This window comes from Komagataeibacter melaceti (assembly GCF_003403295.1).
GTDB lineage: Bacteria > Pseudomonadota > Alphaproteobacteria > Acetobacterales > Acetobacteraceae > Komagataeibacter > Komagataeibacter melaceti.
On record NZ_QUWV01000003.1, the window covers coordinates 48,486 to 70,530 of the forward strand.

Annotated in this window: 16 protein-coding genes and 1 pseudogene; 12 read left to right on the forward strand and 5 right to left on the reverse strand. The window is 57.4% G+C overall.

The features are described from left to right. Positions 1–209: 209 nt before the first annotated feature. On the reverse strand, positions 210–1,562 hold the full coding sequence (locus DY926_RS00645) for an MFS transporter (protein ID WP_116701603.1): 1,353 nt from the start codon (positions 1,560–1,562) through the stop codon (positions 210–212). A gap of 396 nt (positions 1,563–1,958) precedes the next feature. On the opposite strand from DY926_RS00645, the gene DY926_RS00650 reads away from it, so the two are divergent. Both DY926_RS00650 and DY926_RS00655 read left to right on the forward strand, forming a co-directional pair. Further along, positions 1,959–2,819, forward strand: coding sequence for an aminotransferase class IV (locus DY926_RS00650; protein WP_116701604.1), 861 nt, complete (start codon positions 1,959–1,961; stop codon positions 2,817–2,819). Between the two features lie 146 nt (positions 2,820–2,965). Then, on the forward strand, positions 2,966–4,288 hold the full coding sequence (locus DY926_RS00655) for a CapA family protein (RefSeq protein ID WP_116701605.1): 1,323 nt from the start codon (positions 2,966–2,968) through the stop codon (positions 4,286–4,288). A gap of 173 nt (positions 4,289–4,461) precedes the next feature. Here the strand turns inward: DY926_RS00655 and DY926_RS00660 are convergent, their stop codons facing one another. Beyond that, positions 4,462–5,361, reverse strand: coding sequence for a LysR substrate-binding domain-containing protein (locus DY926_RS00660; RefSeq protein WP_116701606.1), 900 nt, complete (start codon positions 5,359–5,361; stop codon positions 4,462–4,464). A gap of 128 nt (positions 5,362–5,489) precedes the next feature. On the opposite strand from DY926_RS00660, the gene DY926_RS00665 reads away from it, so the two are divergent. The 6 genes from DY926_RS00665 to DY926_RS00690 all read left to right on the forward strand — a co-directional run bounded on the left by DY926_RS00665 (position 5,490) and on the right by DY926_RS00690 (position 14,805). Beyond that, positions 5,490–6,440, forward strand: a complete 951-nt coding sequence (locus tag DY926_RS00665) for an N-carbamoyl-D-amino-acid hydrolase (protein WP_116701607.1) — start codon at positions 5,490–5,492, stop codon at positions 6,438–6,440. Between the two features lie 524 nt (positions 6,441–6,964). Then, complete coding sequence (locus DY926_RS00670) at positions 6,965–9,301, forward strand: TonB-dependent receptor (RefSeq protein WP_116701608.1); 2,337 nt, start codon at positions 6,965–6,967, stop codon at positions 9,299–9,301. Positions 9,302–9,455: 154 nt separating this feature from the next. Continuing rightward, a complete protein-coding gene (gene argE, locus DY926_RS00675; protein WP_116701609.1) occupies positions 9,456–10,595 on the forward strand; it encodes an acetylornithine deacetylase in 1,140 nt (379 codons plus the stop codon). A gap of 228 nt (positions 10,596–10,823) precedes the next feature. Next, the gene (locus DY926_RS00680) at positions 10,824–12,062 is read left to right on the forward strand and encodes a cation:dicarboxylate symporter family transporter (protein ID WP_116701610.1); all 1,239 of its coding nucleotides are present in this window, start codon (positions 10,824–10,826) and stop codon (positions 12,060–12,062) included. 35 nt (positions 12,063–12,097) lie between these two features. Next, positions 12,098–13,129: an Ldh family oxidoreductase gene (locus DY926_RS00685; protein WP_116701621.1), complete on the forward strand. Its 1,032-nt coding sequence runs from the start codon at positions 12,098–12,100 to the stop codon at positions 13,127–13,129. Positions 13,130–13,455: 326 nt separating this feature from the next. Further along, positions 13,456–14,805, forward strand: coding sequence for a glycosyltransferase family 4 protein (locus tag DY926_RS00690; protein WP_116701611.1), 1,350 nt, complete (start codon positions 13,456–13,458; stop codon positions 14,803–14,805). Positions 14,806–14,874: 69 nt separating this feature from the next. Here DY926_RS00690 and DY926_RS00695 read toward each other — a convergent pair whose 3' ends face one another. Then, positions 14,875–15,870 (reverse strand): glycosyltransferase family 2 protein, encoded by a 996-nt coding sequence (locus tag DY926_RS00695; protein ID WP_116701612.1) that lies wholly within the window; start codon positions 15,868–15,870, stop codon positions 14,875–14,877. After that, positions 15,867–16,841, reverse strand: coding sequence for an NAD-dependent epimerase/dehydratase family protein (locus DY926_RS00700; protein ID WP_116701613.1), 975 nt, complete (start codon positions 16,839–16,841; stop codon positions 15,867–15,869). The genes DY926_RS00695 and DY926_RS00700 overlap by 4 nt, the downstream gene beginning before the upstream one ends. Before the next feature lie 104 nt (positions 16,842–16,945). Between DY926_RS00700 and DY926_RS00705 the strand changes: the two genes are divergently transcribed. Next, positions 16,946–18,109, forward strand: a complete 1,164-nt coding sequence (locus DY926_RS00705; protein WP_116701614.1) for a Gfo/Idh/MocA family protein — start codon at positions 16,946–16,948, stop codon at positions 18,107–18,109. 307 nt (positions 18,110–18,416) lie between these two features. On the opposite strand, the gene DY926_RS00710 is transcribed toward DY926_RS00705, so the two are convergent. After that, complete coding sequence (locus DY926_RS00710) at positions 18,417–19,094, reverse strand: hypothetical protein (protein ID WP_186336027.1); 678 nt, start codon at positions 19,092–19,094, stop codon at positions 18,417–18,419. 473 nt (positions 19,095–19,567) lie between these two features. Here DY926_RS00710 and DY926_RS00715 point away from each other — a divergent pair, with 473 nt between their 5' ends. The 3 genes and pseudogenes from DY926_RS00715 to DY926_RS16970 all read left to right on the forward strand — a co-directional run. Beyond that, a complete protein-coding gene (locus DY926_RS00715; RefSeq protein WP_186336028.1) occupies positions 19,568–21,040 on the forward strand; it encodes a prolyl oligopeptidase family serine peptidase in 1,473 nt (490 codons plus the stop codon). Positions 21,041–21,338: 298 nt separating this feature from the next. Beyond that, positions 21,339–21,641 carry a hypothetical protein gene (locus tag DY926_RS00720; protein WP_241502973.1) on the forward strand — a complete coding sequence of 101 codons (303 nt, stop codon included), beginning with the start codon at positions 21,339–21,341 and terminating at the stop codon, positions 21,639–21,641. A 218-nt stretch (positions 21,642–21,859) separates the two neighbouring features. Further along, positions 21,860–22,045: pseudogene (locus tag DY926_RS16970) on the forward strand (hypothetical protein); the annotation flags it as partial.

Below are 22,045 nucleotides of genomic sequence, written 5' to 3' on the forward strand. Positions count from 1 at the left end.
TGAGGGGCGCGAACGATCGTTGAATCGGACATCAGATACTGATTGTCCCGATTAGCCGTCAGCATCTCGAAAATCCTGAATGTCGATCGGCTACAGCCTTTTTCAGAAAACTTTTCTCGTTGACAACCTGAATGACATCTTTGGTGCTCAGATATGCATCACGTGATCCCTGACAACATCACGAATGGAAGCTACATCAGCATTGATACTCAGACGCTGTATCCCGATCTGACAGCAGAATTTTCTTCAGTATCTTTCCTGCCCGGAACAATGAAGAAAAGAATAATGCTTCCAATAAACACGATCATGCTCATGCAGAGCAGGCCGGCATTCAGATTCCCGGTCCAATCTGTAAGATGGCCAATAATAATGGGGCTACAGAAACCACCAAGCATGCCGATTGTATTGATCAGTGCAAAGCCGCCAGCGGCTCCCCTTCCCTTCAGCATTTCACACGGTACGGACCAGAAGATGATGTAGGCCGAATAGACAACCGAAATGGTTATGGACATCATGGCTAGGGAGAGCGGAAGGTTATTGTGCAAAAACGGGATCGCCAGCAGCGCTAGGGCGCCACTTGCAGCCGGGACGACACTATGCCAGCGCCGCTCGCGTGCCTGATCTGATTTCCTTGCCCAGACAATGATTGCTATCGTGCAGAAGATATAGGGGATTGCCGCCAGCATTCCAGTCTGCATTTCTGACTTCACACCGGTATTGTGTATGATGTTCGGCAACCAGAAATTGACGGTATATATGCCGCAGATCAGGCAGAAATAGGCCATGGACATCACGTATATCTTGGGGTCGGCCATGACCTGTCTGAAACTGCCGTAATTGACCGCGGTGGGCACATCAACATACTGCGTCTTCAGCAGGGCCCGTTCGCTATCATTCAGCCATTTTGCGTCTTCCATGCGGTCGGGCAAAAGGAAATAGACGGCTATGCCCATAAGGATGGAGGGAACGCCTTCTATAAAGAACATCCAGCGCCATCCATCCAGTCCCCCCACATGATCCATGGAAGATATGATCCAGCCTGACATGGGCCCGGAAATGACCCCGGCCAGGGGAGCGGCGGTCTGCTGTACTGACACGGCCGTCGCCACACGGGTGGGTGGATACCATCTGGCCAGATAGAACATGCAGGCGGGTGCAAAGCCTGCCTCAAACAAGCCAAGCATGAAGCGCAGGATATAGAACATGTTCCTGTCGTGCAGGAACCCCATGCAGGCTGATGTCAGGCCCCATAGGACCATGATGCGGGCAAACGTACGGCGTGCGCCAACGCGCGGCAGGATAAGGTTGGATGGAATTTCAAACAGCACGTACCCGATGAAAAAGATTCCGGCGGCCGTTCCGTAATCCGCGCTGGTCAGGGACATCCGTTCGGAGATCTGCTGGCGGGCAAAGCCGATATTCATCCGATCTATGGAATCCAGCAGGTAGGCCAGCATCAGGATACTGACAATCCGCATATCGACCTTCTGGTAAAGGCGCTTCAGCGTGATTGCGCGGTCGGGTATGGAATCGACCACAGGTTCTTTTGGTAATGATGACATGAATGGACCTACCCTTGAGCAGTTGTTTGTATTTTTGCGCGAAATACACACAAACGGCCTACCGTTTTTTCATTATCAATATCCCTGGTTGCATGATGTATATTTTTCTATTTAAGGAAGCATGTCGGCGCAGCCGTCTTCCGCCGGAAGTTCCGGAATGAAATGCAAATTCTGGACCATATACGTACAGCACATTCAGACCGGACATATCCCTTAATCGTTATTTATCAGTACCGATCATGTTATAGGGGGATATGCTGCATGTCCCGTACTCTTTCAGGGGGCCGGGGCAGGAATTTGGCCCAGACTATAAAAATGACAAATACATTCGGTCATATCTTAATTTTTTTGATACGCGCCCCATACGGTAAGTTCTGAAAAAACAGGAGTTCAACCATGTCGGGTACATTATTTCTAAATGGTCGTTACCTGCCGCCGGATCAGGCAAGCGTATCTGTGATGGACCGGGGTTTCCTGTTTGGTGAAGGCATTTACGAGGTCTGGCTGGTTGTCGAACGCCGTCTGGTTGATCTGGAAAGTCACCTGAAGCGGCTTGACCGCTCGCTGCGCGAAAGCGGTATCCCGGTTCCGCTGGAACGTGCGGAACTGGTTGCGATCCTTGAAAAGATGGTGTGCCTCAATAACGTCACCAATGGCTTTATCTATCTGCAGGTTACGTCCGGCGCGGGTGAGCGCAGCTTCACGGGCACGGCGACGGGCCGCCCGACCCTGCTGATCATGGCGCAGGAAAAGGATTTCCCTGGTGCCATCTCCCAGTCCGAAGGAATTTGCGTTGATCTGGTGCCCGATATTCGCTGGCTCAGGCGTGATATCAAGACCATCATGCTGCTGCCGCAGGTCATGGCAAAGAAGGCCGCCATGGCGCATGGCAACAAGGACGCCATTTTCTATGACGATGAGGGGGTGACCGAGGGCGCATCCTCCAATGTTTTTGCCGTCATGGACGATAAGGTCATCCTGACCCGTCCCCTGTCACATAGCCTGCTGCCCGGATGCACGCGTGACCGCATCATCAAACTGGCGCGTGAGGCCGGATTGGATGTCCGGGAGCAGGTCATTACCCAGGACCAGCTTTTTGCCGCGCAGGAGGTGTTTGTTACCAGCGCCACCTATCTGGTAACGCCCGTTATCCGCATTGATGGCCGCACGATCGGCAATGGCCAGCGTGGGGTGGTCACACGCCAGTGCCAGGATCTTTATGCAGACTACATAAGAAACCTGTCCCCTATCGGGTAACAGGGAAATTTTATCATTACTCATAAGTGACAAGTGGAAATCCCATTTCCTGAACAGGGGCAATATTCGCAAACAGAAAGAACTGACAGCCTGACGCCCATACGGAACCGTTTCACGGTCTTTCATCAAGAGGATCATTCCACATCATGCGCATTGCTCTTACGGGAGACAGTATTCTTCTCCGTCGGCTCAACAGTCTCGAAGATCAGACCATTCTTCCCCTGTTTGATCTGATCCGGGATGCGGATGTTGCCTTTACCAACCTGGAGGTGCTGCCCAACGATTTTCGTGGGGACCCGGCACTGGAAAGTGGCGGATCGCATTTTGGCGCGCCGTCATGGGTAATTGATGAATTATGCGATGCTGGTTTCAACCTGTTTGCCACCGCAACCAACCATAGCCTTGATTACAGCATTTCCGGCCTGCGCGCCGCGATCGAGGCGATGGAGGCGCGTGAAGTGCTTTATGCTGGTGTCGGCACCTGTCTGGAGGAGGCACGTCGGCCAACCTATTGCACCCGGCCGCAGGGTACGGTTGCGATGCTTTCGTGCACATCCAGCTTCGCCAAGGGGCAGGAAGCCGGTGCCCAGATCAGCGGCATGCAGGGGCGTCCCGGTCCCAACGGACTGCATTTTGAAACGATGCACACCATCTCGGCCTCCCAGATGGATGCGCTGCGTGATGTAGCGGTCACCCTTGGGCTGGAAACATTACGTGAGCGCATGATCCAGCTTGGATTTGCCTTTCCGCCCAAGGATGCCTCCATCCTGCCTCTGGGTAACCTGAACTTTCAGGTAGGGGAGCAGGTCGGGATTACGACGGAACCCAACGGGCAGGATATGCTTGACATGGCGCGCTGGGTCAGGGAGGCCCGGCTTGTTGCTGACGTCGTTATTGTCAGTATTCACGCCCATGAGGTCGGATATAACAAAAAAGGTCAGCTCGATTCAGAAATACCGGCTGATTTTGTGCGGAAATTCGCCCATGCCATGATTGACGCCGGGGCTGATATCATTGCCGGGCATGGTCCGCATCTGCTCCGGGGTCTGGAAATCTATCGTGACAGGCCCATTTTCTATAGCCTTGGTAATTTTATCGGCCAGAATGGTCTGGTGCCTCGCCTGCCGCATGATTCCTATCTGCGTTTCCGCGCCAGCCTTGAAAAGACCCCTGCACAGGTGTACCAGCAGCGCACCGCAAACGACACCAAGGGCTTCCCTGCCGAAGCACGGTTCTGGGAAACGATCGTGCCTATGTGTGAATTCGATGAAAGCGGGCTGAAATCCATACAGATCCATCCCGTCAGTCTTGGCCAGCGCCGGGGGCTGCACCGGCGTGGTGTTCCCTTTCTGGCGTCTGGTCAGCATGCCCTCGCAATTGCCGAGCAGTTTACACGCCTCTCGGCGGATATGGGCACAACGCTTGTAACGGATCAGAACGGCCTGATGACATATAACCGTTCCACGTAAGGGCCGGATTAACGGGTAGCATCATACAAATGTTATTATAAAGAAATGACACGTATTCCGGTTGTATGAACAGGATGGAATGGCCATAGCCATGGAAGTTGCGCAGGCTTGCGCCCTTCCCTCACCTGTCGGTGACAGTTTTACGGTATAAAGCCCGCTAATATGTGGGCAGATCATCCCTTGGTGAAGTCGGTGCCGTTCAGGATACTCTGGCGTATCTGGTCCATGAAGTAACGCCCCAGTCGTGACAGGGAACGGTTATCCGACCATACGGCATAGGCCCTGACAGCAATGGCCGGGCGGAACGGCACGACTGCAACATTGAAATGGCCGGAACGTGCGGTCAGCGGGTCAACAATGGCGACCCCGACATTGGATTCAGCAAGCGCGCATGCCGAGTTGCTGTATCGCACCTCACAGGAAAAATTGAACGGTTCGTTGCACTGCTCATACGCGTTACGGACCCCATCGCCCAGCTTCGTGCCGCGTTCCAGCGCAATCAGCCGGTGTGTGCGCAGGTCAGCCGGTTCAATAACGGTGTGCTGGGCCAGTGGATGGTCCGGATGCATGACACAGACCATCTCGCCCGCCAGCAGTTCTTCGCTGGCAATGCCGGGATGCCCCGTATAGCCCAGCAGGAAGCCCAGTTCGGCCTGATGGCGTTCAATGGCCAGCAGCACGCCCTCATACCTGCGAATATCGAAATAGGTACGCACGCGCGGGCGCAGGAACTGCATCCTGCCGATTGTCCGGGTCAGCAGGCCATGGCCAATGGGCGGCGTCGCCACCACCCGTAGCTGTCCGGCACGGCTTTCACGTAGATCCTTGATGCGGGACTCAAAGCGTTCGTGCAGATCAAAGATGGCCTCCACATCCTCCAGCAGGAGCCGGGTCTCGGATGTGGGGTAAAGACGGTTGTTGTGCCGTTCAAACAGGGAAAAACCGGCCTGATCCTCCATGACCTTGATGGCATTGCTTATGGCCGGCTGTGACAGCCCCAGTGCCTGGGCTGCCGCCACGGTTGTATTATAACGGATCAGGGCGCGCAGAATCTCGATTTGCCGTAGGTTCATCTATAAATCCGATGAATAGAGAGAGCGGAAAACTTATCGAAAAAATATTGAATCAATAATTTTGAACGGGCAATGATATTTTCAGAAAATCGTTCCCACATAGAAAACTGTGAAATCACGAGGACTAGATGAGTCGAGTTATACGGGTTGCCGCTGCTCAGATGGGACCGAACCAGAAATCATCATCTCGTTCGGAAATTTTGCAGCGTATGATTGCTCTGCTGGAAGAAGGTGCGCGTCAGGGGGCCGCCCTGGTGGTGTTTCCCGAACTGGCGTTCACGACTTTCTTTCCGCGCTGGCTGCTGGATGGGGAAGAGCTGGATTCATATTTTGAAACCGCAATGCCCAACCCCGATGTGCAGCCGCTGTTTGACCGTGCGGCAGAACTGAAGGTCGGGTTTTATGTTGGCTATGGGGAACGCACCCCTGAGGGGCAGAACTTCAACACCGCAATACTTGTTGCCCCGGATGGGCAGATTGTCGGGAAATATCGCAAGATACACCTGCCGGGTTCGGTGGAACCGCGTGCGGGCGCGGTCTATCAGCAGTTGGAAAAGCGTTATTTCGAATATGGCGATCTCGGCTTCCCCGCTTTCCGTACTGGTGCTGAGTGGAAGGACGCCATTGTCGGCATGCTGATCTGCAACGACCGCCGCTGGCCGGAAGCCTGGCGTTCCCTCGCCCTTCAGGGCATGGAATTGCTGTGCGTCGGTTACAACTCGGCCGCCTATGACCCCAATGGTGGCGATAGGGAAAGTGCCGAACTGCGCACGTTCCATGCACAACTGGTCGTTCAGGCCAATGCCTATATGAATGCCTGCTGGGCCGTTGCTGTTGCAAAAGCGGGGAATGAAGATGGTTCCGGGCTGATTGGCGGCAGTTGCATTGTCGATCCCAACGGCCTGATTGTTGCCCAGGCCCGAACGCTGGATGATGAAATCATCACCGCCGATTGCGATCTGGATCTGTGCCTGCAGGGCAAGACAAAAATGTTCAATTTCGAGGCCCACCGCCGCCCCGAATGGTATTCCCGCATTACCGGGCAGGTTGGTGTAAAGGAGCCTGAAAAAGTGGCATAAGGCGGCATACGCACACTTATTTTTAAAATTAATATAAAATATTTCAGGGTAATATGGTGAATGTTATCCTGAACTTCTTCGTCATAACGTATCTGCAAATTCCCTAAAACTATAACTTGTGTCTTTTTTGCACCAGAATCGTGTAATTTCCATTTTGTTGCATTTTCGTATTGTTTCGGTCCGGTTGAATGTAGATATTTAAGTAACGGGCCTAACGCCGTTTGTGACAAAAACATCACGTGCCGCCATACCTCTTTCTGTCTGGTTATTCGCAATAAATACCTTGTGTAAAATTCATACCGTAACGCAACTTGGCAAATATACGTATGTATTTCCTTGTTGAAACCAACATAGACAAAAAATGAGTGTGGCTGCCTGAAATATCCTGAAGGGTCTGGAAATTGAATAATTCTGGAGAAGTCAGGTCCATGAAACTGCCGTCCAAGGAAACAGGCAATCGCTTGTTACCTAAATAATTTTGATAACAAAACGATGCAACATCCTGAACAATATAGGTTTTGACAATGCTGTCCTGTTTCGCGCTGTCAGGCCGTCGGCGCCTGATCCTTCATACATCCCTGGTCATGCTGACCTCTCCAACCGCAGCCATGGCTGCCGATAACGTTACAGCCAGTTCAGCACATTCCGCGCATACCACACGCAACAATCCGGCGGCACATCCCGCCGTGCAGCCTCATGCCAAGCCTGCCGCGCCGGAAAGCATCCATGTCTCCACGCAGCATATGCATTTCATACGCCAGCAGCATGTGGCGGATTCGGCAACGCATATCGACCATCAGGAACTCGTCAACCGCAATGTCCGCCAGTTGACGGATATCGTGCGCGTGGCCCCCAACCTGACCATCCAGCCTTCCTTCGGCAGTGCCGGGCTCAACTTTGCCCTGCGCGGCATCGGGCTTATGGACTTTACGCAGAACAATACACCTTCCGTCATGCCCTATGTGGATGGTGTGGCCTACCCCATCAGCATCATGACATCGGGCATGCTGTTCGATATGGACAGCATTTCCGTCAACCCCGGGCCGTCTGGCTACAACCATGGGCAGATGGTGACGGGGGGTGAAATCAACTTCAACACCGCCGCCCCGACCGAGCAGTTCCATGCCGGCATTACGGAAGATATTGCCAGCTACGATCGCAACCGCGTAACCGGCTTTGTGTCCGGCCCCATTTCACGTTCCGTGCTGTTCCGGATCTCGGGCCAGTCCATGACGGGCGGCGGTTACCAGCACAGCGCATCGGGCGAGAAATTCGGCAACGCCAACCTGGGCGCGCTGCGTGCCAAACTGCGCTGGAACATTGACGACACCACGCATCTTGATATTGGCGGCCACTGGACGACCGACCAGTCGGAAGCCGCGTCGGGGCACAACCTGTACAACAGCTACGGCGTTCCGATCACATCCGATCTCATGGAGACCAACTGGGGCCTCGACCCGCGTTTTGCCAAGATTATCGGCATCGATGGCAAGAACACCAAGCCGCGTGAAGACAACATGTTCTGGGGCGCCAACGTGCGCTTTACCAAGGACTTCAGCTGGGGCCGTTTGAGCACGATCAGCGCCTATGAAGCCATTGATGAACATGAACTGTCCAACCAGACGGACTCTGTCCAGTCCTATGGCAACATGTTCCGTAATAACCAGAGCAATGTGTTCTCCCAGGAAGTCAAACTGGAATCCCTCAATCCGTCCGCACGTTTCCACTGGACGGCGGGCATGTATTACAGCCGCACCGAACAGGCGCAGAATTTCTGGTACGATTCATCTGACCGTCCGGGCACGACGCCGCTCAACAAGACATCCTATACCGAAGGTATGCAGACCTTTAACCAGTATGTGGAACTGTCCTACCGCATCCTGCCCAAGCTGCGCCTGATCGGCGCCATCACCCATGAATCCGATGACCGGCACATCCGTAACGTGACCAGCACGAATTACGACCTGAACACCGGGCAGATTATCGGTACACCCACCAATTTTGGTGATGCAGGGGCGCTGGCCAATGAGTTCTCGGGCCGTGTTGGCGCACAGTATCAGTTCCGGCCCAACATCATGGGTTATGTCATGTTCAGCCGTGGCTTCAAGCCCGGCGGGTTCAGCGCCAACATTACCGAGACGCCCGAGCAGATCAAACCCTTCAAGCCCGAACAGGTCCTGACCTATGAAGGCGGGTTCAAGACAACGTTCTTCAGGAACAAGCTGCGATTCAATGCTGCCGGTTTCTATTACGACTATCGCGACCAGCAGATTGTCGGCACCGTGCTTGCGCCGCCCTTTGGCGCGCTGGCGGGGTATGTGAATGCACCGCGCTCCTATATCTACGGTGCGGAATTCGATGTGGAAGCCCATCCGATCCACGGGCTGTCACTGAATCAGAATTTTGGTTACCAGCATGGCGTCTATACGCAGTTCCAGTCACTGAACCGTACGGCCACGACCGCGCAGTTCGCACAGACAGGCGTGTGGTCGGCAATCAACACCAATTACGACAACTACTCCATGGGTCTGGCCAACCTGACCCTGAGCGGGGCGGCAACCTATACATGGCGTGTGCTGCGTGACTATCAGATGACGTTCGATGTCGATTATAGCTACCGCGGCGCGCAGACCCAGCCGCAGCATATTGGTGATGGTGGCATCTATCGGGCACCGGCCTATTTCCTGGTCAACAGCTTCCTGACCTTCGGGTCGCCAAAGCAGCGCTGGTCCGCCACCGTCTATGCGCAGAACCTGGCTGACCGTCGTTACTGGCTGTCCGGCGGAACGCAGGCGACATTCTACGGTGTGATCCCGGGCATGCCGCGCTTTGTCGGGGCACGACTGAACTATACTTACTGATTATTCTGCTTCCGTGAATGGAAGGGCTGGCTGGAGGCGGGTGGAATACCGGCCTCCAGCCCGTTTCCTGTCAGTCACGCATGAAGGTGATGGAAATGGATTTGCAGACCCCTTTCCCACCGGCATGGCAAGGCGGCAGAAGGATGGAAAACCAATGACGCTGACAGTAGATAACCTGCGTGAGCTTGTAAGCTTTCCCAGTGTATGCGGTGAACCCAACGGCGATATCATAAGCTGGATTGAACAATTCCTTTCCAATATCGGGGCGCGTACCCTGCGCGTGGCAGGTGACCGGCCGGATGCTTCTGGCCTGTTTGCAACCATTGGCCCCGATGTGGAGGGCGGCCTGCTGCTTTCCGCCCATTCCGATGTCGTACCCGTGGCCGGGCAGAACTGGTCATCCGATCCGTTTGTGCTGAGGGAAAGTGCTGGCAAGCTTTTCGGTCGCGGTTCAGCCGACATGAAGGGCTTTCTGGCCTGCATGCTGACCATTGCCACAAAAGCCGCGCGACAGAACCTGAAGCGCCCGTTGCATCTGGCCGTTTCCTATGATGAGGAACTGGGGTGCCTCGGGGTCCATTCCCTGCTCAGGGCGCTGGATGCCGCCAATGTCAGGGTTGGCGGCTGCATTATTGGCGAACCGACCGAAATGCAGGTAGGTGTCGCCCATAAAGGAAAAATTGCCTTCAGGATCATCTGCCGGGGCGAAGCTGCCCATTCTTCCAATCCCTTTAAGGGCAGGAATGCCATTGAAATGGCGGCTGGCATGGTTGAGGAACTGCGCGGCCTGCAGGACCACATGCGCACCGGTATGGATCAGGACACACGTTTTGCCGTTCCCTTTTCAACCGTTCAGGCCGGGCTGATTGCGGGGGGATGCGCCCTGAACATCGTGCCTGAACTCTGTACGGTTACGGCCGAGATGCGGCTTATCCCCGGGCAGGACGGCAAGGCTTATCTGGAATGGCTGGGAGAGGCTGCCCGGCGTGTGACCACGGCCATGGGCGGCGGGGAAATCACCCTGGAGGTCCTGAACGCCTATCCGGGGCTGGATAGTCCGGCAGATACCGCAATATGCTCCCTTGCCCTGCACGAAGCCGGGCAGAACAGCATATGCGCGCTTGATTATGGCACCGAAGCGGGCCTGTTCAGGGAAAAGCTGGGGGTTCCCTGCGTGGTATGTGGGCCGGGATCAATCAGTCAGGCCCATAAGCCCGATGAATACATTACACGCTCGGAACTTGATCGTTGCGATCTGTTTCTTGAAAAAATGGTGCAGAAATTCTGCAATTAGAGTGCCAGCCATGAACCCATTCCCTTATGGCGAAAGCGGGGAACGTGCCGCATGCCCCTGCCCGGCCCCGTAACCCCACCCGGAAAATTTTATCACCGTGAACTGGCACTGATACCTGTTACGTAATGACTTTCTGCGTCATCATCGGATATGTTTGTTTGTGAGGATACCGGCTTGAGCAACCTACACACCCCTCCCCCCGCAAGCGGTCGCAAATGGGTTCCAGGTATGTTCATGCAGGTTGTCATTGCCAGCGTGCTCGGGATTGGCGTGGGGCTGCTGGCCCCCAACCTTGCAGCCCAGACGCACTGGACCACGGACCTTTTCCTGCGCCTGATCGTCATGGCCGTGGGGCCGCTGCTGTTCTGCATTGTCGTAATGGGCATTGTCGGCGCGGGTTCGCTGCGCACTGTCGGGCGCATGGGGGCCAAGGCCCTGCTGTATTTCGAGATCATGACCACGCTTGCGCTGGTCGTGTCGGTGGGCATTGGCATGCTGGTGCAGCCAGGGCGGTCCATTGCATTCGTGCCCACGCCAGAGGACACGCAGATGATCGCGTCCTATGCACAGAATGCCCATCTCCTGCATGAGGGTGGAATTACCTCATTCATCCTCTCACTCATTCCCCATTCCCCGGCTGATGCGTTTGCGCAGTCCAATGTGCTGCAGATCCTGTTTTTCGCCATCCTGTTCGGCTGCTGTCTCAGCCTGATCGGGGAGGCCGGGATGCCGCTGGTCAATCTGATCGAGGCCCTGTCCACGCTGTTCGCACGCATGATGCGGCTGATCATCGCCCTGGCCCCTCTGGGCGTTTTTGGCGCCATGGCCACGACAACGGCACGTTACGGCATGAATGCCATCATGCATCTGGCGGCTTTCGTGGTGTTGTATTTTGTGGTTATCGCACTGTTCATCATTATTGCACTGGGGGGCTGCCTGCGCCTGTCAGGCGTGAACCCGTGGCGATTCCTGCGCTATTTCCGCGAGGAACTGCTTATTACATGCACCACCACAACATCCGATGCCGTGCTGCCCAGCGTGATGGAAAAGCTCAGGCGTATGGGGGTGGACCCGCAGGTGGTGGGGCTGGTGGTGCCGGCCGGTTATTCCTTCAACCTTGATGCGCTGTCCATTTATCTTGGCCTGGCCGTGGTTTTTCTGGCGCAGACAACCGGAACCCATCTTTCCGCGTGGCAGATGGTCATCATGCTGACCACGGCCCTTTTCACATCAAAGGGGGCGCATGGCGTTCCGGGCATTGCCATTGTGGTGCTGGCGGCAACCCTTTCGGCCATTCCATCCATACCTGTTGCAAGCCTTGTCATGCTGCTGGCGGTTGACTGGTTTATTGGCATTGCGCGTGCGGTGGGCAACCTGGCCGGAAACTGCGTGGCGCCCGTTGTGATCGGGGCCTGGGAAGGGCGGCTGGACCGGGAAGAAATGGCGCGTGTGCTGCGGCAGGACTGAGGCGCCCTCCCCCTATTTTTACAGGAAAAATGGATATGACCGAACATTTCCATGCCAGTGCCGATGTTCTGGGGGAAAGAACCCGTAATGCCCTGCTTGAAGCCGGAGCCTCGGCCGAGACAGCGGAAGCCACAACGCAGGCGCTGCTTTATGCGTCCGAAATCGGGGTGGACAGCCATGGGGTGCGTCTGGTCGTGCATTATGCCGCCATGCTGCGTTCAGGCAGGGTAAAAAAGAACCCCATGCTGAAAACCAGCCGTACCGCCCCGGCAACTGCCATGGTGGATGCGGATGACGGGCTGGGCCATTACGCCTGCTACCGCGCGATGGAACTGGCCCTTGAAATGGCGGCACAGACCGGCATCGGGGCCGTGGGGGTCATGCGGTCATCGCATTGTGGCGCGGTGGGGGCCTATGCTGTCAAGGCAGCGGAAGCAGGCATGATCGGTATTGTCACAAGCAATTCCGATGCGAATGTAACGCTTTTCAATGGCACCAAAGCCTTCCACGGCACAAACCCGATTGCCATGGCGGCCCCCGTCAGCGGGCAGAGGCCATGGCTGCTGGATATGGCTACCTCATCCATCCCCTTCAACCGTGTGCGACTGTACCGCTCGCTCGGGCTGCCCCTGCCCCCCGATGTCGCAGCCGATGCGGAAGGAAACCTGACGCAGGACGCCATGCGCGCCGCGATGCTGCTCCCTTTGGGTGGGGCGGGTTATGGCTTCAAGGGGGCGGGCCTTGCAGGCATGATAACCATCCTGTCCGCTGTACTGACCGGTGCCGTCATTGATCCCCGTCTGATCCAGATGACGGAGACCCGTGATTTTGCTACGCCCCGTAATGTCGGCCATTTCATTATTGCGCTGGAGCCTGCCCGTTTTGTGGGGCGTGAGGCTTTTGATGGTGCAATGCAGGATTACCTGACCCTGTTACGGGCCGTACCATCCACCCGGCCGGGGGAAACCGTAATGGCGCCGGGTGACAGGGAATGGAAAACTGCCGAACAGAGAAAGCTGACGGGTATTCCGGTTGATCCGGATACACGCCAGTTCCTGAAGCTTTAACGGTATGATCTGCTGGTTATGTAATGCCTGACTGAATCATTCGTACTTATAGTCCGCGCCAGCAACACGGGGCGTGGCTGAAACCGCCAGTCTGGTCCGTGTTGTGCCTGTCCGCCATCATTCAGATGGCAAACCGATACTTGGTGGACCAACTTCACGCATCATATCGTCTATGCGCGATAGCCGCATGCTCCGGCCCAATGACATGATACAGGATACGTGATACACGAAAAAAGATCTGATATTGCGTTATCCGCCCTGTTTATTGAACAGTATCCGAACGGGGCGCTCAACCTTAACACCGGTGCCAGTGGGATGTTTTACTGATGGGAGAGGCAGGGACGTTCAGGCCACGTGTTCTGGTTATTGCGGAATCGTGCAATCCTGAGTGGGAAAGTATCCCGCTGGTAGGCTGGTCGCATTATGAGGCCCTGTCCCGCATTGCCGATACCCATCTTGTAACCCGCACCCGCAACCGTCCCGCGCTGGATCGTGCCGGGCTGGTGGAAGGGCGTGATTATACCGCCATTGATACCGAGGCGCTGGTCCGCCCCATGGCCCGCCTAGTCGAGCGGATCAGCGGCCAGAACAAGGGATGGGCCATGCTTACGGCATTGAGCATCCCGTCCTACCTGCTGCTGGAATACGAGGCATGGCGGCGCTTTGGCCATGGGCGGCAGGTCGGGAATTTTGATATCGTTCATCGCCTGACCCCGCTCAGCCCGGCCGTGCCCAGCCTGATTGCGGCGCGGTGCCGGCGGGCTGGCATCCCCTTTGTGCTGGGGCCAATCAATGGCGGCCTGCCATGGCCAAAGGAATACCCTTCCCTGCGTAGCCGGGAGGGGGAATGGATATCGCGCTTCCGTGGTCTGTACAAATACATGCCGTGGGCACGTTCCACCCGTAAGGATGCCGCCGCCATCATGGTGGGCGGACGTGCGGCGTTGCAGGATCTGGACCGTAAATGGCGCGGCAAGGCTGTCTATGTTCCCGAAAACGGGATTGATCCCGCCCGCTTTCCCAACGCACCGGACCGGCCTGCCCAGTCATATGCTGGCCGTCCGCTGCGTGTCGTATTTCTGGGGCGTCTGGTGCCCTACAAGGGCTGCCATATACTGATCGAGGCGATTATCCCCCTGTTGCAGGCCGGGCGCATGACGCTGGAAATCATCGGTTTTGGCCCGGAGGAAGAACGCCTGCGGGCTATGGTGGCGGCTGCGGGTTGTGAAGGCACGGTGCGCTTTGCAGGCAAGACCCCGCACCCGGAACTGGCGGGACACCTGCGGCGGGCTGATGTGCTGGCTTTTCCCTCAGTGCATGAATTTGGCGGCACCGTCGTGCTGGAGGCCATGGCGATGGGGGTGGTACCCATTGTGGTGGATTATGGCGGCCCGGCGGAGCTTACGTCCCCGCGTACCGGCTACCTGCTGCCTCTGCTGCCCCATGCCGGGCTGGTTGCGGCCCTGCGGCAGGTGCTGGAACGCATTGAGGCTGATCCCGCCCAGCTTGCTGCCCGCTCACAGGCCGCGATACAGCGCGTGAAGCATCTGTTTACGTGGGACCACAAGGCGAAGCAGACGCTTGAGGTCTATCGATGGGTGATGGGCCTGCGCTCCACACGTCCTGACTGGGGGATGCCCTTTCGTGACGACCATCTGCCTGAGCAGGATGCGTGAACTTCCTTGCGATTACAGGACGTTCCGTGGATTGGCTTTTCAGGCAGTCTCCACGCCGCATCTTCGGCTTCAGGCACCGTCCCTGAGATTCGCGTGTTCCATATGGTAAAGTGGTATCCTGTTCCGCCACATGATCTTTCCCGCCGCGCCCGCCAGCAACAGGACGGTATTCGCCATGTCAGGATCGGGTTGCAGGCGGTCTGACACAAAACGCGGCAACAGGGTCATGATCCTGATAAGCGCCATGACGACCTGTATCGCCCCGCGCAGCATGATGTCCGCCGCCCGCACGAATGGATGGGCGGCATGGCGGATGTAAATGCCCGCATAGACCTGCCCCCCGCTATAGGCCCGCACGGCCTGATACGATAGCTGCATGCGCGCGGTCGGTATGTTTTCCCATGCCAGCGCGCTCCCGCACCACACAATCCGCCGCCCACGCCGCGCCACACGCAGGAAAAGGTCAAGATCCTCGCCCCCACACGCACCAAAGGCGGGATCAAACGGTTCACGGTCGGTAAAGCAGGTTCCACGCCGCCAGATGGACGAGGCCGTGCTGATCACCCATCCCCGCACGCGCTGCCTGCCCTCAAGGATCAGTTGCGCGCCATCGGGGCGATCCAGCACACGGGTATAACGCCCCCCTTCGGGGTCCCATAGGGGTGCACTCCCCCCGGCAAAACGTGGCCGCACCGGGCCAATCGCTATATCCGCCCCACTGGCCTGCAGGGTTTCATGCAGGTGGCGCAGCCAGGTCTGGCCCACCTCCATGTCATCATCCAGAAATGCCACGATTTCCGCCCGCGCGGCGGCAATGCCTGCATTGCGCGCAACCGAGATGTTCCCGGGGGCTGATGTCACGCACCGCACATCAAATGGGGCTTGCGCATACCGTGCGGCAAGTCGGGGGGCATAACCACCCGTGCCGTTATCGGAAATGACGATTTCCGCCGCCAGCCCGCTTTCCCTTATGCTGTCAGCGCAACTGCCTACCGCACGCTCAAGCAGTTCTGGCCGGTCATATGTGCAGATGACAATGGAAACCGCGGGAATGCTGGCTGTCATCGTACAATATTTCCCTCAACATTCCCTTGGGCAGGCCGGGCGTAATGGGCCGTAATGGCGCGCATTCCCGCCTGCAGGCTGACCTGCGGTGTCCACCCCAGCACCGTCTGGGCCTGCGTGACGGGATATGTCGCGTGCAGGCCAAATAGCGCCATCTCGCTATCAGCAGGCACCATGCCGACCCATGACGGGCAATAGCGTGGTGCAACCCGCCGGATCACACGGAACGGCAGTGCCGCAAGCCGCCACAGCTTCAACCGCATGGCCGCCACGGGAACCAGCGGGGGTTCCCCCGCGGCAAGGGCCACCTGACGGAACCAGTCGTTCCATGACAGGGTATCCGCGCCATTGATATTGAACGCCATGCCAGCCGCCTGCGGGACATGCACGGCGGCAAGCGCGGCGCGCGCCACATCCGCAACATGCACGGGATTGCATGTGCCCTCGCCCGCCGCGCCAAACGTGCCCCACCAGCCGGAGCGGATACGGCGGACCAGCCCTTCAACCCAGAGTGGACTATCAGGGGCATATACAATCGTGGGGCGCAGGCGCACCACCTCCAGCCCACGCGCCTGAAGGCACAGGTCTTCCGCCGCTACCTTCCATGCCGCATATCCCCTGCCCGTGGGGGCAATGCAGGGTGTTGCCTCCGTCACGCGACCCTGTGCCGCGCCGTAAACCGCGATGGAACTGATATGGACCACACGCCGCACGCCGCACTGCCGTGCACATTCCAGCAACATGCGCGTGCCATCCACCGTGACCTGCCGGTTGCCCACCGCGCAGTGAATGACTGCATCGACACCCTGCAGGGCCTGCATTACGGAGGGGCGGTCCAGCAGGTCAAGGTGGACACTCCCGGCGGCCCCGTCGCGCCGGCCGCACAGAACGGTCATGTCCGGTAATTGGGCTGCCATATGCGCGATATGACCACCCACAAAACCGCTGGCACCTGTAATAAGTATTTTCATTGGATAAAAACATGCGGCCAAAATGTTGCAGACCCTGTTTCAATACCGCCAGACAGGTATAATCGACAATCAATTAAACACGGCATGGAAATGGTAAGGCGCGCATGAGGATTGCACTGGTTGGCTGCGGCTATGTCGCGGATATGTACATGCAGACGCTTCCCGGCCTGACGGGACTCTCGCTGGCCGGTGCATATGACCATGACCCGGATCGGTTGCAGGCATTCTGCAAATTCCACGCCATCCCCGCCTATGCCAGCATGGATGCCCTGCTGGCGGATGACAGCGTGCAGATGGTCGTCAACCTGACCAACCCCCGCTCTCACCACGCCGTCAGCCGCCGGGCGCTGGAATCGGGTCGCCATGTCTATTCCGAAAAGCCCCTGGGCATGACCATGGACGAGGCCCGGGATCTGGTTGACCTTGCCCGCACCAGGGGGCTGTGGCTGGCTGCGGCCCCCTGCAACCACCTGAGCGATGTGGTGCAGGCCATGGGCCATTTCCTGCGCACGGACAGGGCGCGTTTCGGGCGGCCGCTGATGGCGCAGGCGGAAATGGATGACGGGCTTGTTCCCTTCCTGCGCCCCGAGACATGGCGCAGCATATCGGGTGCGCCATGGCCCGCGCGTGATGAATTCGAAGTCGGCTGCACACTGGAACATGCGGGATACCAGATCACCCCGCTGGTCAGCCTGTTTGGCCCGGTACGCCGGGTTACGGCGTTCAGCACCTGCCTCCTGCCGGACAAGGTACGTGCGGTGGGCGGCAGTGTCATAAGTCCGGACCTGTCGGTTGGCATGCTGGAATTTGACGGCAATATCGTCGCGCGCATCACCAACAGCATCATCGCACCATCCTCCCGCACGTTGCGGGTCGTGTGTGAGCATGGTGTGCTCTCCATGGCGGATGTATGGGAATATCATACCCCCCTGCGCTTTTCCCCCACAGGCATGACCCTGCCCGCACGGCTGACACGCAAGGCGGAAAAATACCTCTCCCCCCTCCTGCCCGGCCTGCTGCTGGGCCGCCGGCTGCCCGTGCGCCATGGCCGTCAGGTCCCGCGTACGCAGGGGGGGCATCATATGGATTTCAGCCGCGGTGTCGCACAACTGGCTGCACAGGCGGAACGTCAGGCCACGGTCCGGATGGATGCTGCACTGGCGCTGCATGTGACGGAAGTCACCCTTGCACTGCAGGACGGGGCGCGGTCGGCAGGTGGTGTTACGATGCAGACCGACCTGCAGCATGACCATGCGTTCAAAGGGTGAATGATGCCCGCTACGCCACGCATGATGGGGTATGTGGTGCGTTTTGCGGGAAAGTCCGGGTCAGGATCGTCCAGAGCGTGTCTGTGAACGGCATCCGTTGATGGCCGCCTGACAGGGTGGAGGCGTGATCGCCCCGATCCGGGCTATCCGCGCCTGCTGGTGTAGGACTTCCGCGCCGGTGCGTCGTCACGGACAGGATAAAAATGCTTGAGCGCGGCTGGGCCGGACCATACGCGCGGTAGTGCACCAGGAAGATTTGTGTGTGGTGATGGAATATGGCGAAACGTAGCTGCCCTGCTCCAGCAAATCATACATGATGACCAGGCGGAGTATCCGTATCATTATCGACCGGAATTCCCCCACCCATACCACCTGCCCCCATGCCGCCTGCGCCGCCGCCTTTTGCGCCGCCGTCCCTGCCTCCATCCCCCTTGTCACGGCCACCTGAAGCCGAAGGGCGGCTCGGGCCCTGACGCGGCAGTTCCAGATCAGACGGGATGCGTTCAATATCCAGCGCCTTGCGGATGAAGTTACGTAGCGACACAACCAGATCATGCGTATGGACATTGCGGCCCTGCACCAGTTCAGATGCCGCCCTTACGGCCAGGCGGACATGTTCTTCCGTGCCCAGCAGAATGATGTCGGACAGGGCGCCCTCGACAGAATCGCGGATGCGCCGGGCACGCTCCGAGCTTCCGGATAGTTCGAGCGGCGCCGTATCCTGACCATTGCCCTCACGATACTTTATTTCCTTCAGATGGATCGGGCTGACACTCAGGTCCCCTGTAAATGAGCCGCCCAGTGTTTTGTATGCTGCAATCAATGTCCTGATGCGTTCGTTGATCTGCCGGTTCAGGCGTTCCCTGCGCTGCTGGAGTGTCAGCATCATGACCAGGCGGATGCCAACCCCAAGCAGGGTCAGGAACACCAGCCCGATAACCGTTATCAGGGCGCTATGCCATGAACTGAAATCCGCATTTCGCAAGGTGATCTCCTTCTGACCTGCTGTGATATAGCGTAACCGGTAGCCATCGGCATGGCGGTAAAAATGACTGGCCCGGACAGGGTTGCGGGTTTTGTCGTGCTGTTAAAACGCTGGATCGTGGCACGTCATTCCGTCCGGTTGCTTTCTTAATCCGGATTACAGTGAAATAGCCCGTGAGGTCCGTCGTTCCGTGGAAGATATAAGAGGCTGTTTGAAGCATAACTAATTGATAAAAAATAAAAGTTTTTGGGTGCGGCGTTTTTTTGAAGCTTTTTGTAAAAAGCTTCACCAAAAACTTCCTTATGATTACACGACATTCCGTAAATTGGATTTTCAAACAGTCTCTATGTGGAATAAGGAAAGTAATATGTGCGCATAGATTTATTTATGGATTTCCTAAATAATTTCTGAACGTTGCGTCCGGAAAGCGGCATCTGCATAGTAACATCCGCCCTTAACCGGAGGAGACGCCCATGACCGAGCTATCAAGACGTGATTTCGTGACAGTCGGGGCTGTTTTTGCCGGTGTCACCGCCATGGGAAGCAGCGCGCAACAGGCGCATGCCGCCGGGGACCATGGCTTCATGGCGGCATCTTCCGGCGGGCCGGATGGGCCGGGACCGCATAAGCCGGAAAAGCCCGGTCTTCAGGGCATCTGTGCGTTGTGTGAGGTCACGGGCGGGGGTGAAAAGGTTTACGGCATTGCGGTGGAGTACGATGTCGCGATCGACCCCGCCAGCCTGACGCCGGATACCTATGCCACGGCCGTTTTTCCCGCAGCCAGGGGGTTCTTTGCCGGCATGCCGCAGGAACCCGACAAGAATGACACCACCGCAGGGCCGAAGCCGCGCCCGGTCGCGGCCATCTATACCAATACTGACCCGGCCCTCCGCCCCGACCGGAAAAGTGTTCCCGGCCGTTATGTCATTACCGAGTTCGCTCATGATCCGGACCTCAGCCTGCCCACGACCGATAGCGACCGGGTTACGGTAACACAGGACAGGAGTGTGCGGACAACCGGCGGCGCGGTCTATGCCGCCAGCAGGACCGTGTGGACCAACGCCGGGCCGCACGGCAACAGGGTTGTGATCCGTGGTGTTGATGCGTGGGAACAGAACCACTGGTGGTGGGATGACACACGTTCCGCATGGCTTGAATACAGTATTTACCTGCCAAAATCCTTTCTGGCCGAAGGTGGTGAGAACAGGGCCTACCCGCTTGTCCTTGCCGTGACCCATTCAGGCACCAGCCCGGATGGCACCTGCGCCCAGACGCTGACCGAGCAGTGCATCGCCAGCATCTGGAGCATGCCGGAAGAACAGGACCGGCATGAATGTGTGGTCGTTACCCCACGCTACGAGCGCACGACCATGAACGATTACTGGGAACATACATCGGATGTGGAGAATACCTACCGGCTGGTTGAATCCCTGCTCAGCAATACATGGAATTATGGCAACCCCAATCTGGCGGACCGACGTGACAAGGTCCTGAAGATTGATCCCAAAAGGGTTTACTGCACCGGCTGGTCCATGGGGGCCATGACATCACTGTGGCTGATGGCAAAACACCCCCGGACCTTTGCTGCCGGGCTGATTATCGCGGGCCAGCAGCGGCCCGGTGATGTCGCGCCCCTTGCCAGTCAGAAGGTCCTGATCATCACCGGCTCGGAAGATGACAAGGCCACGCCGTGGAACGAGAAATGCATCCCGGTATGGGAAAAGGCTGGCGGCAGGGTCGTGCGGCCAGAGGAACTGCTGGACCCCGCCCTCATCTTCCCCGTCGATAACCAGCGGAAACTGACGGATCAGGTCAACGGCTATCTTGCACAGGATGGGAACATTACCTTCCTGACGTTTGATGGTGTTGACCATATGGGATCGGCGCGCAAATTCTTCTACATCAGGGCCGCCAGGGACTGGCTGTTCAGGCAGTCGAAGGCGTAAGGCGGGTCCGGTCGGTGAAATTCCAGTAGCCGTGTTCACGGTTATCAGGATGAAACGGCCGCCGTGATCTTTCGCGCAGACTTTATGGTGGCGGGGCAAGCCCGCATCAGTTCCCTCATGCGGGTATCAGGGCAACAGTTGCCTGCATCGAATGTAGCCGCCTGAACGGACGATAGATAATCACCGCGAAAGGACGCGGGGAAACAGGAACCTCCGCCCACGTGGAATCGTTGGGATCGGACCAGAAGAATTCCCTCAGGAAACAGCGTCCGACATGCCTTTCAGGCAGGAGGTTTTCATGTCTCACCACACAGGTTCCCGCATGATATGCGCGGCTGTACTGGCCCTTGGCTATCCGGTGGCGGCGATGGCGCAGGTCCCGCCCTCACCTTCCGCCCTGTCGCCGGAAAAACCGGTTACGACCACCACCCCGCCCGCACGGGGGCTGACCGGCTCGGAATCAAAGTCATGGCCCTCGTTCCATCAGGACCAGAAATCCCATGAACAGCCCGAGCAGTATCCATCCGGCACCCCGCAGCGCGACCCGGAACCCGCCCCCAGCGGCCAGCAGCGGACAAAACAGGCGGCTCCGTTGCAATAACGGTCAGGAATATCCGGCTGTATTGTACAATATTTTCGTAGCCCCTTAAAACGCACACATGGGAATACGTCAGATTTTCCAGCCCTGATGCACATAGATATGTAGTAAAAGTATGGATTGATACGGAAAATCCGGTCATCGCCATCATCACATATCAATGGAAAATCCCTTGGTTTTCTGCCGCTTTGCCTTGTTCCGGAACAATAAGAATATTTTTCATGAAGGGTACAGGCACAATGATCCCGTATGGAAAAAACGGATGGGCGGTTCTGGCCGTCATGGCGGCCCTGCTGGGTGGTGGGGAAGCCCATGCGCAGCAGCCTCCGCTGGTTGTCGGGCCGCCCCCTCCCGGTGTGATCGTGCGGCGTCCGCCCCCGCCACCCCCGCGCTATGAAGTGGTGCCC

Bases quoted from the DNA above. Each gene is read 5' to 3' on its own strand.
- DY926_RS00645 (WP_116701603.1), bottom strand. From the start codon at position 1,562: ATGTCATCATTACCAAAAGAACCTGTGGTCGATTCCATACCCGACCGC.
- DY926_RS00650 (WP_116701604.1), top strand. From the start codon at position 1,959: ATGTCGGGTACATTATTTCTAAATGGTCGTTACCTGCCGCCGGATCAG.
- DY926_RS00655 (WP_116701605.1), top strand. From the start codon at position 2,966: ATGCGCATTGCTCTTACGGGAGACAGTATTCTTCTCCGTCGGCTCAAC.
- DY926_RS00660 (WP_116701606.1), bottom strand. From the start codon at position 5,361: ATGAACCTACGGCAAATCGAGATTCTGCGCGCCCTGATCCGTTATAAT.
- DY926_RS00665 (WP_116701607.1), top strand. From the start codon at position 5,490: ATGAGTCGAGTTATACGGGTTGCCGCTGCTCAGATGGGACCGAACCAG.
- DY926_RS00670 (WP_116701608.1), top strand. From the start codon at position 6,965: ATGCTGTCCTGTTTCGCGCTGTCAGGCCGTCGGCGCCTGATCCTTCAT.
- argE (WP_116701609.1), top strand. From the start codon at position 9,456: ATGACGCTGACAGTAGATAACCTGCGTGAGCTTGTAAGCTTTCCCAGT.
- DY926_RS00680 (WP_116701610.1), top strand. From the start codon at position 10,824: ATGTTCATGCAGGTTGTCATTGCCAGCGTGCTCGGGATTGGCGTGGGG.
- DY926_RS00685 (WP_116701621.1), top strand. From the start codon at position 12,098: ATGACCGAACATTTCCATGCCAGTGCCGATGTTCTGGGGGAAAGAACC.
- DY926_RS00690 (WP_116701611.1), top strand. From the start codon at position 13,456: ATGGGAGAGGCAGGGACGTTCAGGCCACGTGTTCTGGTTATTGCGGAA.
- DY926_RS00695 (WP_116701612.1), bottom strand. From the start codon at position 15,870: ATGACAGCCAGCATTCCCGCGGTTTCCATTGTCATCTGCACATATGAC.
- DY926_RS00700 (WP_116701613.1), bottom strand. From the start codon at position 16,841: ATGAAAATACTTATTACAGGTGCCAGCGGTTTTGTGGGTGGTCATATC.
- DY926_RS00705 (WP_116701614.1), top strand. From the start codon at position 16,946: ATGAGGATTGCACTGGTTGGCTGCGGCTATGTCGCGGATATGTACATG.
- DY926_RS00715 (WP_186336028.1), top strand. From the start codon at position 19,568: ATGACCGAGCTATCAAGACGTGATTTCGTGACAGTCGGGGCTGTTTTT.
- DY926_RS00720 (WP_241502973.1), top strand. From the start codon at position 21,339: ATGTCTCACCACACAGGTTCCCGCATGATATGCGCGGCTGTACTGGCC.